The organism is Simiduia sp. 21SJ11W-1 (assembly GCF_024138675.1).
Taxonomy (GTDB): domain Bacteria; phylum Pseudomonadota; class Gammaproteobacteria; order Pseudomonadales; family Cellvibrionaceae; genus Simiduia.
The window spans coordinates 479,182-493,610 of record NZ_CP090959.1 but is presented as its reverse complement, the minus strand read 5'-3'; the positions used below and the strand labels follow the sequence as shown (position 1 = coordinate 493,610).

The 14,429-nt window shown below is 55.0% G+C and carries 11 protein-coding genes; 6 read left to right on the top strand and 5 right to left on the bottom strand.

Going from position 1 to position 14,429, the window contains the following annotated elements; translation table 11 throughout:
• Window positions 1-34 precede the first annotated feature (34 nt).
• The 5 genes from L1F30_RS02135 to L1F30_RS02120 form a co-directional block, all read right to left on the bottom strand.
• Window positions 35-898 carry a hypothetical protein gene (locus L1F30_RS02135; RefSeq protein ID WP_253358786.1) on the bottom strand — a complete coding sequence of 288 codons (864 nt, stop codon included), beginning with the start codon at window positions 896-898 and terminating at the stop codon, window positions 35-37.
• A gap of 25 nt (window positions 899-923) precedes the next feature.
• Window positions 924-1,046 (bottom strand): hypothetical protein, encoded by a 123-nt coding sequence (locus L1F30_RS17525; RefSeq protein ID WP_256476017.1) that lies wholly within the window; start codon window positions 1,044-1,046, stop codon window positions 924-926.
• A gap of 272 nt (window positions 1,047-1,318) precedes the next feature.
• Entirely contained in the window at window positions 1,319-2,203 is an 885-nt protein-coding gene (locus L1F30_RS02130; protein WP_253358784.1) for a family 43 glycosylhydrolase, read from the bottom strand.
• 445 nt (window positions 2,204-2,648) lie between these two features.
• Window positions 2,649-3,944: an L-rhamnose catabolism isomerase gene (rhaI, locus tag L1F30_RS02125; RefSeq protein ID WP_253358778.1), complete on the bottom strand. Its 1,296-nt coding sequence runs from the start codon at window positions 3,942-3,944 to the stop codon at window positions 2,649-2,651.
• 12 nt (window positions 3,945-3,956) lie between these two features.
• Window positions 3,957-6,056 carry a bifunctional rhamnulose-1-phosphate aldolase/short-chain dehydrogenase gene (locus L1F30_RS02120; RefSeq protein WP_253358775.1) on the bottom strand — a complete coding sequence of 700 codons (2,100 nt, stop codon included), beginning with the start codon at window positions 6,054-6,056 and terminating at the stop codon, window positions 3,957-3,959.
• A 267-nt stretch (window positions 6,057-6,323) separates the two neighbouring features.
• Here L1F30_RS02120 and L1F30_RS02115 point away from each other — a divergent pair, with 267 nt between their 5' ends.
• The 6 genes from L1F30_RS02115 (at window position 6,324) to L1F30_RS02090 (ending at window position 14,413) form a co-directional block, all read left to right on the top strand.
• Window positions 6,324-7,742, top strand: coding sequence for an FGGY-family carbohydrate kinase (locus tag L1F30_RS02115; RefSeq protein ID WP_253358773.1), 1,419 nt, complete (start codon window positions 6,324-6,326; stop codon window positions 7,740-7,742).
• Entirely contained in the window at window positions 7,739-8,698 is a 960-nt protein-coding gene (locus tag L1F30_RS02110; protein ID WP_253358765.1) for a prolyl oligopeptidase family serine peptidase, read from the top strand. The genes L1F30_RS02115 and L1F30_RS02110 overlap by 4 nt, the downstream gene beginning before the upstream one ends.
• Window positions 8,699-8,773: 75 nt before the next feature.
• On the top strand, window positions 8,774-10,201 hold the full coding sequence (locus L1F30_RS02105; RefSeq protein ID WP_253358764.1) for a glycoside hydrolase family 125 protein: 1,428 nt from the start codon (window positions 8,774-8,776) through the stop codon (window positions 10,199-10,201).
• Window positions 10,202-10,268: 67 nt separating this feature from the next.
• Window positions 10,269-11,873, top strand: a complete 1,605-nt coding sequence (locus tag L1F30_RS02100) for a hypothetical protein (protein ID WP_253358763.1) — start codon at window positions 10,269-10,271, stop codon at window positions 11,871-11,873.
• A 101-nt stretch (window positions 11,874-11,974) separates the two neighbouring features.
• On the top strand, window positions 11,975-12,955 hold the full coding sequence (locus tag L1F30_RS02095; RefSeq protein WP_253358761.1) for an ROK family protein: 981 nt from the start codon (window positions 11,975-11,977) through the stop codon (window positions 12,953-12,955).
• 48 nt (window positions 12,956-13,003) lie between these two features.
• Window positions 13,004-14,413 (top strand): sugar MFS transporter, encoded by a 1,410-nt coding sequence (locus tag L1F30_RS02090; RefSeq protein WP_253358759.1) that lies wholly within the window; start codon window positions 13,004-13,006, stop codon window positions 14,411-14,413.
• Window positions 14,414-14,429 lie beyond the last annotated feature (16 nt).

The following is a 14,429-nucleotide window of genomic DNA, read 5'->3' as shown; positions in this document are numbered from 1 at the left end:
CATCAACCACATCGGATTCCGTCCACACTTGCTGCTAGCTGACCGAGCTTGGACTGGCACTGTTGTAGCTGCTATTCCATGTTACTTTGCCCTCGAACAAACCCTTGCGTTCGGCGTCCATAGAGACAATCAACTTGTGCGTGGCACCGGTGGAGCGAGGATCTACCTCGGGTAACCAAAAGCTGTAATTCTCAAGGCTGCCGGTGACGTTTTGCCAGGCGATGCTGGAGGTTCTTGAGACATAGATTGCCGCTTCAAGCTTATTGCCTTGAAACCGGTTGTTATTAATATCTGCATTGGTCAGGTAAACGGCATAGACTGCCTGGCCATCGGCCGAAACATCCACCCCTTTGGCCCGGCCATTGCTGTCAGACGGAGACGGCAACCGCACCCAGCTTTCACCCGTGTCGGCAGACTTGAAAATACCCGCATCAGAGGCTAGGTACACTTCACTGCCGTTTGCCGGATTGAACTTCACAGCAAATACATTGCGATCACCGTAGGTCTCGGACGTTTGAATTTCTGTCCAGGTCTCACCGGCATCGGTTGATTTAAACAAGGTGACAGCCCCCTCTTTAGTCAGGCCGAACTTGCTATAAAACCCGTCTACGCCATTATTGACGTTGTAGTCGTCACGCCAACCCACTGCAGCGAGCACAATATTTTTGTTGGTTGGGTGAATGGCGATGGCGCCAATGGATTTCTTTTGGGCCGTAGGCACAAGACGGAAAGTCTCCCCACCGTCATTGGATACTTCCAGACCAAACAGCGTACCCACATACATTTTCTGATTGCTAGGCTGCTTGGGGATAGCCACCGCGTACACGCGGTTCTGGTGTAGCTCGCCTTTGGGGTGCCAGCTCAACCCATTGTCGAGCGTTTCGTAGATACCTTCCATATCCGATGCCAATATCAACCGTTCGTTAATTGGGGTCGGCCACCACATCCTGCACTTGGCCGCCGGCGCCGGGGTTGATGGATGTCCACTGGGCCTGAGCACACAAAGGCACCAGCAATAACAATGCGCTGATTAACTTTTTAAACATTATTGTTGTCTCGCATAGCAGATGGCCGGGCAAGTACCCGAGCCGATCGTTAGTGATTATTATTGACTGCAAATGCAAGAATAGAGCGCATTAACAATCACATCAACTCATTAAACCGCAGTATGTGACCTATTTTTGATCACTCAGCCCAAAATAAGTGCTTAACCGCGGCCCTGGCCCGCCATTTTCGCAGGGCCGCCTGAGATCACCCCAAAACATACAGACGCCAGGCAGGTGAGCCTCGCGTAAGCATCGCGGGCCAATACCGAGTACTACCGTGCCAATGCAGGGTATGAAGCAGTGAACACAGCCCCACGCGCAAGCTGACAGCAATAGGGATCGGGGGCTGTGGGCTGCGGCAATAGGCGAACGCCATCGGCCGACCATTGCACCTCGGCCACCCTCGGCGAGCGGCGCTGCATGCCAGCATCCCACGCGTGATAGTAAAAGAGCTCACGCCCGGCCCGGGTACGCAAATAATGGCCGTGCCCTGGGCCCTGGGTATTAGGCCCGGTTATCAGCACCGGGCTTTCCGGCAGCTCGGTAAAAGGGCCCAAAGGCGAAGACGCAACTGCAACACGGGTGCTGTATTCGGGTTTACGCCAGGCACCCTGTGCGTAAAACATAAAAAATTTATCGCCTCGCTGAACAATGTTGGGCGCTTCCTGCCAGCCGTGTTTATTTAAAATGACAGTGGGTTTGCCCGCCATCTGTGCGGGCGAGATCATGCGGTCAATTACAATCACCCCCTCACCTAGCCCGGTGCCGTTGCGCAACTCAAGCGCGTAAGACATGTACCGCTCGCCATTGGGCAACTCAATCACTGAGCCATCAAGGCTGCCGTGCGCAATTACCGGCCCATGATCCACAAAAGGCCCGGCAGGCGAGTGAGCAATTGCTAGGCCAACGCGGTTGCCATCGTTGGCAGGCGTAGTACCCGGGCTCGCCGTGTAGTAAAGGTAGTAGCGGCCATTCCAGGCATACACTTCCGGTGCCCAAAAGTTTTTGTAGTTCCACGCCTCGGGCGTGGCTGCAGGTACTACAGCGCCACTCACATAGCGCCAGCGCTCGCCATCTTTCGAGTGATAAACAGGAATCTGTAAGCCGTCGCGTGCCGGACCTGTGGCATAAAGGTAATAGCCGTCATGGGCTTCCAAGACGAAAGGTCTGCAAGATAGGCCGGAATAAGTTCACGTGCCGCCTGACCGTGACCCAACAACGGAAGCCAGAGAATGAACAAGGCAATCAGGTATTTCATGGCGCTCCCTTTTACGAATGATGCTAGATGAATCTGAAGGCCAGGTGTCGCTAACAGCCGCTGCTAGCAACTACGGGTTTAATTCCGGCGTCCATGCCGTCGTGCAATACCGGCATTCCCGCCATCCCTGGCTCGCCGGTATTTGCTCCTCGGCAACTGCTCCTGCGTTGCTCTACCTCCGGCGTCCATGCCGTCGTGCAATACCGGCATTCCCGCCATCCCTGGCTCGCCGGTATTTGCTCCTGCAATACCGGCATTCCCGCCATCCCTGGCGGTCATAAAAAAAGCCCCGGTAGGGGCTTAAGCGGTGCAATGACAGTACTTACTTACATGGAGAATAAAACTTACACAATACCCGAGCCGCTCACGCCACTGCTGGGGCGCTGGTCGGCAATTTGCGTGCGATAGTTGGCTGCGCGGTAGGCGGTCACCGGGTCTATCGCGCCCTGGGCGCGGTAGCGCGCCATGGCAAGAATCGGGTTCACATCGGTGTTGAAGGCAGTTTTCAATGTGCGTGATGCCAACAGTGCATCGTTGCCATCTTGTGCGGCAGTAAGCGCACTGCGATCTACCAACAAGGCTTTCACATAAGAGCGCTGCACTTCTTCTGCCGAGTTCATCAACGATTCGATAGGGTCGGTTACGTTGTGCGATTGATCCAGCATGTAGCAGGGCGCAAAGCCTTCTTGTTTGCGGTATTCGGCGTCTACCAGTTCGTTGAAAATCAAAAACTGCTGGTAGGGGTGAAGCGAGCCACTGTCGAGATCGTCGTCGCCGTATTTGCTGTCGTTAAAATGGAAACCGGCCAGCTTTTTAAACTGAATCAAACGCGACACAATCATTTCAATATTGACGTTAGGCGCGTGGTGCCCCAAATCAACCAGCGATTTGGCCTTCTCGCCCAGCTCCATGGCGCACAACACATTGGTGCCCCAATCTTGAATGACGGTGGAGTAAAACGCAGGTTCAAACATTTTGTGTTCGATAAACACCTGCCAATCGTCCGGCAAGGCTGCGTAAATGGTGCGCATGGAATCCAGATAGCGCTCAAGAGCGTGCTGGAAGTGCTGCTGGCCCGGGTGGTTTGAACCATCGCCAACCCATACAGTTAACGCCTTGGCGCCGAGTGTTTGGCCCCACTGAATGCATTCGATATTGTGGGCAATGGCCTGCTCGCGTGCGGCCTTTGACGTGTTGGTCAAGCTGCCGTATTTGTAGGAATGCGCCTGGCCCGCCTGATCCTGAAAGGTGTTGGAGTTTACACAGGTAAAGCCCAGGCCCAGGTTGTCGGCATACTGGCGCAGCTCGGTGAAGTCGTCCACTTTGTCCCACGGAAAATGCGGCGAAACTTCACGGGTGCAGCGCGTAAGCTGATTGATCACCGCGCAATCTTGCAGCTTTTCAAAAATATTGCGCGGCTCGGCCAAGCCCGGAAAACGCGCGAATCGCGTGCCGCCGGTGCCGGTTCCCCAAGAGGGCACAGCCACTTCAAAGGCCATGGCCTGCTCGGTGATGGCATTGATGTCTATGTCGCGTCGCGCCAGCTGGTTGGCCAGCGCATCGTAATCTTCTTGCACGTGGGCAATTTGGGCCTGGTTGTGCTCGGCCACCAGATCGGCATTAATTCTTAGCTCTGTCATGACGAAATCCTGTTAGCGCGTGAACGATGGCGCGTGACCCGCGTCCACGTTAATGATGTTGCCGGTAGACTTGGCAGATACGTCGGCACTCAAGAAGTACACGGCCTCGGCAATGTCTTCAGGGAATACATTGCGCTTGAGCAGGCTGCGCTGGCGATAGTGCTCTTCCAGTTGCTCTTCGTTCATATTGTAGGCATCGGCGCGCTCTTTCTTCCATTGGCCAGACCAAATCTTCGAGCCGCGCAGCACGGCATCGGGGTTCACCACGTTGCAGCGCACACCAATGGGGGCGCCCTCAAGGGCCAGGCAACGGGCCAGCTGCACTTCAGCGGCTTTGGCAGTGCAATAGGCGGAAGCATTAGGCGATGCCACCAGGCCATTTTTACTGGCCACAAACACCATGGCGCCACCAATGTTTTGCTGCTTCAGAATTTTAAAACCTTCGCGCGCCACCAGGAAATATCCGGTTGCCAGAATGTCTATGTTGCGATTCCACAGCGCGAGCGTGGTTTCCTCAATGGGGGCAGCACTGGCGATACCGGCATTGGAAACCAGAATATCCAAACCACCAAAGGCGCGCGCCGCGGCCGCAAACGCGCCAGCAACACCGGCTTCATCGGTTACATCACAGCGCACAGAGGCCACGCGATCTTTGCCGAATTTTTCAGCCAGTTCGAGCTCAGCACCTGCCAGAGCTTCGGCGTCGATATCTGCGAGCATGGTGCAGGCGCCTTCGCTCAGCAAACGCTCGGCCGTGGCGCGGCCAATACCGCCGGCACCGCCGGTAATAAAAGCCACTTTGCCCGCCAAACTTTTTGGCTTGGGCATGCGCTGCAGTTTCGCTTCTTCAAGCAACCAATATTCGATATCAAACGCTTCTTGCTCATCCAGGCCCACGTATTCGCTTACACCGCTGGCTTCGCGCATTACATTAATGGCGTTGATGTAGAACTCAGAGGCAATGCGCGCGGTGGATTTATCTTTGGCAAAGCTGAACATACCAACGCCCGGCACCAAATAAATAACAGCGTTCGGGTCGCGCATGGCGGGGCTGTTATCGCGCTTGCAGCGCTCGTAATAGGCTTTGTAGTAAGCGCGGTAGTCATCCAGCAGGCCATCGAGGTTGGCTGCACAACGGGCAAGCTCGGCCTCTAGGTCTTCGGCTTGCGGGTTGAAATCCAACACCAGCGGTTTGATTTTGGTGCGCAGGAAGTGATCCGGGCAAGAGGTGCCCAAATCCGCCAGCGGCTGCAAATTTTTGGAATTAACAAACTGCAGCACGGCGTCACTGTCATTAAAGTGGCCCACCTTGGGTTGATCCAGGGTGATTTTGCCCCGCACTAACGGCATCAAATGTGAGGCCACACGTTCGCGGGCGCCCGCATCCAAACCTTGTGCGATGCGCGCGCCACCAAAGGCGGGTTGGGTGTTATTTTCTGCCAGCCAATCGGCGGCCTTTTGAATAATCTCAAGGGTGTTCAGGTAACAGCTTTTGGCGCTATCACCCCAGGTAAAAATACCGTGGCCTTCCAGCACAATGCCCTTCAAGTGCGGCGACGATTTGGCCATGGCTTCAAGCTTCAGGCCCAGATCGTAACCGGGCCGCTGCCATGGCAGCCAGCCCATGTCGCCACCGAAAATGGTTTCGGTAAGCGCGCGGCTGTCTTTGGTGCAGGCGATGGCAATGGCGGCATCCGGGTGCATGTGATCCACATGCGGGTGCGGAATATAGGCGTGCAGCGGGGTGTCAATACTGGCCGCGCGCGGGTTCAGGTTAAAGGTGCAGTGAGACAGGTAGGCTACCATCTCATCTTCATGCTCAAGGCCGCGGTACTTCTGCTTGAGCATTTCAAGCTTATCCATATACAGGGTGGAAAAGCCGTCCAACGCGATAGACCCAAGGTCGCCGCCGGAGCCTTTTACCCACAAAACGAGGGTTTGCTCGCCGGTGAGCGGATCTTCCATCTCGATTTTTGCGGAGGTATTACCGCCACCGTAATTAGTAATGCGCAAATCAGACCCCAAAAGATTGGAGCGATAACGCAGCTTTTCAGGTTCGGAAAGGGTGGCGGCCAGGGCGTCATCCCACAGGCTCTGGAGAGGCTGATTCATAGCGGACTCTGAATTAGTTATTGATATTTATGTACAAGGTCAAATCATTATGTCACTGATAATTTATGAGCGCAAATGATTTATAATGATTATTTGTCAAAACAAACAATTCCTCGTAAGCCCTTTAAGCCCCTGTTTTTTAAATGGATAAACTACTGCAATCAAGGCGCGTAAAATCATAGCCAAGCATAACCAATCAAAGATGATTGTTTTGTAGGGTTAATGATGGTAGCTTGCAGGGCGGTTAAGAATAAGGAAGAAGCCTACATGGCCAACACACTGGTTTTCGATATCGGCAAAACGCACGTGAAGCTGTGCGTCGTCAGCCCCGGCCTTGCAACACTTGCCGCCCGCGAAACCAAAAACCGGGTAATCAGCCAGGGGCTCTACCCGCACGCAGATACCGACGGCATCTGGCAATGGTTTTGCGAGCAGGCCCTTGAACTCAATGAGCTCTACCCCATTGATTCGCTCAACATTACTACCCACGGCGCCACCGCGGCCTGTGTAGACACACGCACCGGGCGCCTGGCGTTGCCAGTGCTGGATTACGAGTTCACAGGCCTTACAGACGAGCCCCACATTGAAGAGCACTACCAGCAAACGCGCGACCCTTTTGCCCTTACCCACTCCCCCAGCCTGCCCGCGGGCCTGAACCTTGGCCGCCAACTGCACTGGCTGGCAAAGCAGTTTCCACAGGAATTTGAACGCGCCGACGCACTGCTGATGTACCCGCAATACTGGTTTTGGCGCCTGACAGGTGAGTGCTGTTCAGAGGTAACTTCTCTGGGTTGCCACACGGATTTATGGCAACCCCAGGCCCGCACCTTCGCCCCCATGGTGAAGCGCCTTGGCTGGGCAGCCAAGCTGCCGCCGGTAAAGAGCGCGCAACATTTTGCCCAACCTTTGGCAGAGGTTTGCCAAAGCGCCGGGCTTAAACCTGAGTGCAAAGTTTTCGCAGGCATTCACGACAGCAATGCGAGCTACTGGCGCCACAAGGCCGGGGCCGGCGGCGCGCCCTTTACGGTTATTTCAACGGGCACCTGGTCTATTGTGATGTCGGCGGCCACGCCGCCCGATTCGCTGATTGAATCACACGACATGCTGGCCAACGTTGATGTAAACGGCACGCCCGTGGCCTGCGCGCGCTTTATGGGCGGGCGCGAATACGAGGCCATCTGCAAGCTCACCCATGCACCGCTTGCACAAAACAGCGAACCCGAAGAAGTAGATCAGCGCATGCAACAATTGCTGGCCAGCAACACATTGGCGCTGCCTGCGTTTGCCGAGGCCGGCGGCCCGTTTACCCAACATCGCGGGCGCATTCAAGGCGAGCTTGCCGCAGGCAGCGGTAATTGCCTGGCATCACTTTATTGTGCACTCATGCTCGACTACCAGCTGGATGCCCTGCAAAGCCAGGGCGACATCATTATTGAAGGCGCATTTTTGAAAAACACGCTGCTGTGCAAACTGCTGGCCCAGCTGCGTGCGCCACAGCCCATTTTATTATCGGAAGACGACACCGGCACCGTCACCGGTTGCGCCATGCTGGCGCGGGATAACCAGCTACCCAACAGCGCCCTCATTCGCTGCGAGCCCGCCACTTTCAGCAATCTGAAAAGCTACAAAAATTTGTGGCGCTTGAGCGTTCAAAAATTGCAGCGCCCCACCCCGGAGCCCACATGATCAGCCTTGGCAAATATATACTCGGTTTAAGTGCGGCAAGCCTTTTGGTACTTGGCTGTACAAGCCTCACACACGAGACCAAACCCACGAATGCTGCAAGTGTTGACACCTTGCCCGCCCAGCTCAAGCGGCAGGCTTACATCAGCACACAGGATGGTAGCGAGCGCGAATACTTTGTGTACTTGCCCCAAAATTATGGGCGCGATGCCAATCAACGCTGGCCAGTGCTGTTGTTTTTGCACGGCAACGGTGAGCGCGGTGATGGCAAGAAGGACCTGGACTTTGTATTAACCCACGGCCCAATCTACGAAGCCTGGGTTCAAAAACGCGACCTGCCTTTTATTATTATCAGCCCACAACTGCCACTTTATGACTTCCCTGAAACCAACGCCTATTTCAACGAACGGCGTATAGAAGATGTACCGCAGCGGCGCGCAGTAGGCGTGCCCGCGCGCGTGCCACACAATACGCCCGCCACGCCCATGACGGGTAAACAAGCCACTGCCCACATGGCAAACAGGCCCGCACTGCTACCGAAAGGCTGGGAAACCGTTGAAGCCGACTTACTGGCAATGCTCAAGCACGCCCATGAACACCTCTCTGGTGATCAAAAGCGCACCTACATTACAGGCCTGAGCTATGGCGGCTTTGGCACCTGGTTTATGGCCAGCCAACACCCCGAACTTTTTGCCGCCGCAGCCCCCGTTGCCGGTTGGGGCCACCCGTCGCTCATGGGCCCCATCGCACAGGCCGGCTTGCCGGTGTGGTGTTTTGCAGGCGGGCTAGACCCGGTGATCCCCATTGAGCACTTCTACCCGGGCCTGAACATTTTGCGCGACGCCAACCCGCACGCCACACGGTTCACCGTGCATGAAGACATGGCGCACGATGTGTGGCGCCGCGTTTACGCTGGCGGAGATTTCTACCAATGGCTACTGGGCCACTCCAAGCCTTAAGCGCAAACCCACAAACCTTACAAAAAGCAAAAAGCAAAAAGCAAAAAGCAAAAATAATAAAATACAGGAGCCACCATGATTAAGCGCCGCCACTTTTTGAACCTTGCCGCCATGGGCACAGCCCTGGCAGCCACCCCGTTGCGCGCAGCCAGCCCCGCACCCACACTCAGCCTAAAACGCCCACCTGTAAAGGCCCGCACCTATCACAGCCAGGCCGTGGAAGATACGCTACACAAGGTGGCTAAAGAAATAGAATCGCCCAAACTCAAGCAGCTGTTTGTTAACTGCTTCCCCAACACCCTTGATACCACCGTCGATTTCGAATTCATCAACAACCGGCCAGACACCTTCATCATTACCGGCGACATAGACGCCATGTGGCTGCGCGACAGCACGGCACAGGTGTGGCCCTACCTGCCCTTTGTGCACAACGATGAAAAAATTGACTTACTGATTCAAGGGCTCATCAACCGCCAAACCACCTGCATACTTAAAGACCCTTACGCCAACGCCTTTTACAAAGATTTGAGCAGGCCATCGAAATGGGCCTCTGATGAACCCACACCAGAGCCCGGCATTCACGAACGCAAATGGGAAATCGATTCTCTATGCTACGCCGTACGCCTGGGCTACCACTACTGGAAAGCCACGGGTAACAACAGCCCCTTCGATGTGCGCTGGCGCACCGCCATGATAGCCGCAGTGGATACCTTTGAAGCCGAGCAGCGCTGGTCGGGCGAATCCGACTACCGGTTTGTACGCAGCTCACCGCGCATGATAGATGCCCCGGTATTTGAGGGCACCGGGCGGCCCGTAAAACCCAACGGGCTTATCGCCAGCGCCTTTCGCCCATCAGACGATGCCACCCTCTTCCCGTTTTTGATTCCCAGCAACATTTTTGCGGTAATCAGTTTGCGCCAGCTCAGTGAAATGGCCAGCCAGATTTTTAACGACCAGGACTTTGCACGCCGCTGTGACAAAATGGCCACGCAGGTAGACGCCGCCATTAAAGCCTGCGCCATTAAAGAGCACGAAGGCTTTGGCAAAATTTACGCCTATGAAGTAGACGGCTTTGGCAACGCGCTATTTATGGACGACGCCAACGTGCCCTCGCTGATGTCGCTGGCCTACTTAAACCCTGCCTTTGCACAAAGCCCGGTTTACCAAAATACCCGCGCATTTTTATTGAGCGACAACAACCCCTACTACTTGCGCGGCACCGCCGCAGAGGGCCAGGGCAGCCCGCACACTGGCAAACACCGCATCTGGCCCATGGGCATAATCTTGCGCGCCATGACCAGCCAAAGTGACGAAGAAATTACCCAGTGCCTGCAGTGGCTGTGTACAACCGATGCCAACACAGGCTTGATGCACGAGGGGTTCGACAAAGACGACCCCAGCCAATACTCGCGCGACTGGTTTGCCTGGGCCAATACGTTGTTTGGCGAACTTATATTAAAGCTGCAAGCAGAGCGGCCAGCACTGTTGAAACTGGCCCTTTAACCCGGGCCAATAGTGTCGGATTTTCGGCGCTAATCAAATTAAAAAACAGATTAAAAAAAATAATAAAATGAAAAAACAAAAGCTCGAAATCTACATCATCATCGCAATTTTTAGTCTGCTCGCACTTTGGGCCTGTACAGACAATACAGAGCCCGCGCAAACATCAATTGCACAAAGCGTTAATCAAACCACAGCCCTATCGGCCAGCCTCGGCGCAGGTAGCCCAATTAATCCACGCCTTTTTGGCGTAAATGGCGTGCATGAAACAAGCGATGATCCGGCGGCAAGCCCTGCCTACCGGGCCATGTTGCGGGCGCTGAACGCGCAGGGTATTCGCTACCCCTCCGGCAGCCCGGCATCATTTTGGGATTGGCACCGCGGGCATTTTATTCCCGAGCAGGAAATCACCGCCATCTGGCCTGCGGGTGCATTCAACTGGATGCTGGAGCTGGTTGAAGATACCCGCAACATGCCAGAGGGTGCCCTGGGGCCGGTAAAGTTTCTGGAGTTTGGCCAGGCCATCAATGCGGAAATTCAATGGATGCTTAACCTCACCACCCGTGAAGACGAGCAATTAGCCGCGCTGCAAAAACTCAAGGCCGCCGGTGCCGACATTCGCTACGTGGAAATGGATAACGAAACCTATTTCTGGGGCGAGGAATTCGGCGAAGCCGAACGGGGGCTGAATTACGCCAAGCGCGTAGCCAAGCTCAGCCCGCAAATCCGGGCACTCTACCCACAGGCACGCATTGGCATTGTGACCCGCGAAGACGACCTGTTTGAAACTGATCACCAAGACGACTCGCCAGCCATGGTGAACTGGAATACGCACATCATGCGCCCTGAGTTCAGGCCGCATTTTGATGCCTTGATTTTGCACCACTATGTAATGAAGCGGCAAAAGCTCGACCCTTACACAACAGACGCCGCGCGCGGCAAAGCGTTTCTGGCCTACCCTACGGCCACCCTGGACCGGGCCGCCGGCTTGATCAAAAAACGTTTCGGCAACTACCCCATGTGGATCACCGAATACAATGTGATCGCCTATTACAAACAGTTTCATGGCACGGGCGAGTCGGCCGAGTGGATGTTGGCTACCCGCGACACCGGCTGGAATGCCATTTACCAGGCAAGTTTCATTATCAACGGAATGAACAATCCAGACGCCATAGAGGTATTAAACCACCACAGCATTGGCAACCTGGATCACGGCTGGGGCCTTGGCCACCCCATTGATACCCACTCGGGCACCATCACCAAAATGGGGCAGCTATACGCCCACCTCACAAGCCTCGCGTTGCGCTATGAACAGATGCACCCGCTGCACTTTGCCAACAACCCGGCGCTCGGCGTAGCCATTGAGGGCGACGCCAACCAGGCCGCACTCTATGGCGCAGCACTCACGGGCAAGGCCGGGCAATCATACTGGATCATCAACAGAAGTGAGCACCCGCTCACCTTGCAACTTCCAGCCGGTAACGGCCCGGCGAGCCAGTGGGTATACCCCGCAGTAGAAGATGCACCTGCTGCAACAACAGTTCACTACCAAGGCCGTGGCCCTGTTTGGGCACAAGGGCCGCTGCCCCTGCGCGAGCACACCTACCCCGCAGGCCAGGCAGTGCAGCTGCCTGCACACAGCCTCTCGCTGTTCGAATTAAGCACTCATCAATGATTGCAAGCATAAACAATCAATAGTAATCTAATTCGATCAGAAACGGGGTGTAACCCGCCCCGCAAATAACGAATAAACAACACCTGATAGAGCAACAATGTATGGGCGGTTTCCTGCTGGGCGTGGATATTGGCGGCACCAAGTGCGCCCTGGTGCTGGCCTCGGCAGAAGGCCAACTACTGCGCCGGGAAGCCCTGCCCACCAATACACATCAGCCACCGCTAGAAACCCTAAGGCAATTAGCGGCACTGGCACGCGAACGCTTTTCGCCAAGCCATTTAGCCGAACTGCTCGCCATCGGAATCAGCTGTGGTGGCCCGCTCGACAGCCAAAGAGGGCTGATTCTCTCGCCCCCCAATTTGCCAGGCTGGGATGAAGTACCCATTACCGACTTTTTTAGCCGCACCTTCGGCGTGCCGGCGGCACTGCAAAACGATGCCAATGCAGGCGCCTTGGCCGAGTGGCGTTTTGGCGCAGGCCGCGGCACGCGCAACATGGTGTTTTTAACCTTTGGTACCGGTTTAGGCGCGGGCCTCATTCTCAATGGGGAACTCTATAGCGGCACCAATGATCTGGCCGGCGAGCTAGGCCATATTCGGCTGGCAGAGGAAGGCCCTTTGGCCTTTGGTAAACACGGATCGTTTGAAGGCTTTTGTAGCGGCGCTGGCATTCGCCTGCTTGGCCAGGCAGCGGTAAAGGCTGCCTGGCAGAAAAATCAGGCGCCTACCTGGTGCCGCACAGAAAAAGAATTAGCTGAACTTACCACCAAACACCTGGCTCACCATGCCGCCAACGGCGACGCATTGGCCCAAAGTGTGTTTGCAGAATCCGGCCGCCGCTTGGGCCAAGGGCTCAGCATAGTGATAGATCTGCTTAACCCCCAGCGCATCATTATTGGCAGCGTTTTCGCCCGCTGTGAATCGCTGATTGCTCCGGCCGCGCAGGCAGTGATCGCCCGCGAAGCACTGCCCGGCGCCGCAGCCGCGTGTGAAATAGTGCCCGCAGCGTTGGGGGAAACCATTGGCGATTACGCAGCCATTGGTGTTGCCCAACTTGCCTTAAAGCAAGCGCAGCGCTTGTAAAACTCATATTGCTGTAGCGCAATCCACAATCATAACGAGCACACCGCCATGACCATCAACTCCCTCAATACAGATGCAGAAAACCCGGCACCCGGCGCCCTCGCAGAAGGCAACCGCTACTTGCTGCCGCTGTGCTTTCTCACCATTTTGTTTTTCCTGTGGGGGTTTATCACCGCGCTGAACGATATTTTAATTCCCCACCTGCAAGATGTTTTTACTCTGAGCAACACCCAGGCCATGTTGGTGCAGTTTGCATTTTTTATCGCCTATTTTGTGGTATCTCTGGTGTACTTTCTCTTTGCCCAAAAAGGCAAAGACTTGCTTAACATCATTGGCTACCAAAATGGCTTGAGCCTTGGGCTTTTTGTGATGGCTGCCGGTTGCCTGTTGTTTAGGCCGGCGGCAAGCCTGGCCAGCTACGGATTATTTTTATTTGCATTGTTTGTACTGGCCGGTGGCATGGCCATTCTGCAAATTGCAGCCAACCCCTATGTATCTATTCTGGGCCGCCCCGAAACAGCCTCTGGGCGGCTCAACTTATCGCAGGCGCTTAATTCACTCGGTACAACCCTCGCCCCGATAATTGGCGGCATTCTCATATTCAGCCACTCAGGCCTCAGTGCCGACGTCAACAGCGTTGCGCCACCTTATACTTTCATGGCCGCCACACTGCTGCTGATGGCGGTATTTTTTAAAGTTATCAAATTGCCCGCCTTTGAAGATGTCAGCCTTAAACACAACACCCAAGGCAATGTTTGGCAATTCCGGCACCTTACTTTGGGAGCCGTATGCATTTTTATGTATGTGGGCGCAGAAGTTGCACTGGGCAGCATCCTCATTAAATACCTTGGCCTACCTGAAATTGCAGGGCTTGGCGAACTTGAAGCCAGTGTTTACCTGTCACTTTACTGGGCAGGGCTCATGGTCGGCCGGTTTCTCGGTGCCATTGCCTTTTCGGATGGCTTAAAGCGCGGCACATTGGTGGCCCTGTTTGCGCTGGTGTGGCTACTGGCCTTTGGCATTTGCGGTATTTTGGTTGACTGGGTAGCCGCAAGTATTTGGGCAGGCTTTATTGGTATTAACATTGCACTGATGTTTGCTTGCAAATTCAGCCCCAATCGCACGCTCATGGCCTTTGCCAGTGTCATTGTGCTGCTGCTTGCCATCGCTATGCTCATGGGCGCGCAGGTTGCCATGTGGTGTGTTGTGGCAGTGGGCCTGTTTAATTCCATTATGTGGTCAAACGTATTTACGCTGGCCATCAATAATCTTGGCCGCTTCACCAGCCAAGGGTCTTCCATGTTAATTATGGCCATTCTCGGCGCGGCCCTTGTGCCGCCACTTATGGGGCTGGTTGCAGATCTTGTGAATATGGAAATGTCACTCATTGTGCCCTTGGCCTGTTACCTGTACGTAATCTACTACGGCCTGCACGGTTATCGCCAAGTAAAACCTTAAAGACCCAACAACAAAA

Excerpts from the sequence above, each read along its gene's own strand:
- L1F30_RS02135 (WP_253358786.1), bottom strand. The coding sequence starts at position 898 with ATGGAAGGTATCTACGAAACGCTCGACAATGGGTTGAGCTGGCACCCC.
- L1F30_RS17525 (WP_256476017.1), bottom strand. The coding sequence starts at position 1,046 with ATGTTTAAAAAGTTAATCAGCGCATTGTTATTGCTGGTGCCTTTGTGT.
- rhaI (WP_253358778.1), bottom strand. The coding sequence starts at position 3,944 with ATGACAGAGCTAAGAATTAATGCCGATCTGGTGGCCGAGCACAACCAG.
- L1F30_RS02120 (WP_253358775.1), bottom strand. The coding sequence starts at position 6,056 with ATGAATCAGCCTCTCCAGAGCCTGTGGGATGACGCCCTGGCCGCCACC.
- L1F30_RS02115 (WP_253358773.1), top strand. The coding sequence starts at position 6,324 with ATGGCCAACACACTGGTTTTCGATATCGGCAAAACGCACGTGAAGCTG.
- L1F30_RS02110 (WP_253358765.1), top strand. The coding sequence starts at position 7,739 with ATGATCAGCCTTGGCAAATATATACTCGGTTTAAGTGCGGCAAGCCTT.
- L1F30_RS02105 (WP_253358764.1), top strand. The coding sequence starts at position 8,774 with ATGATTAAGCGCCGCCACTTTTTGAACCTTGCCGCCATGGGCACAGCC.
- L1F30_RS02100 (WP_253358763.1), top strand. The coding sequence starts at position 10,269 with ATGAAAAAACAAAAGCTCGAAATCTACATCATCATCGCAATTTTTAGT.
- L1F30_RS02095 (WP_253358761.1), top strand. The coding sequence starts at position 11,975 with ATGGGCGGTTTCCTGCTGGGCGTGGATATTGGCGGCACCAAGTGCGCC.
- L1F30_RS02090 (WP_253358759.1), top strand. The coding sequence starts at position 13,004 with ATGACCATCAACTCCCTCAATACAGATGCAGAAAACCCGGCACCCGGC.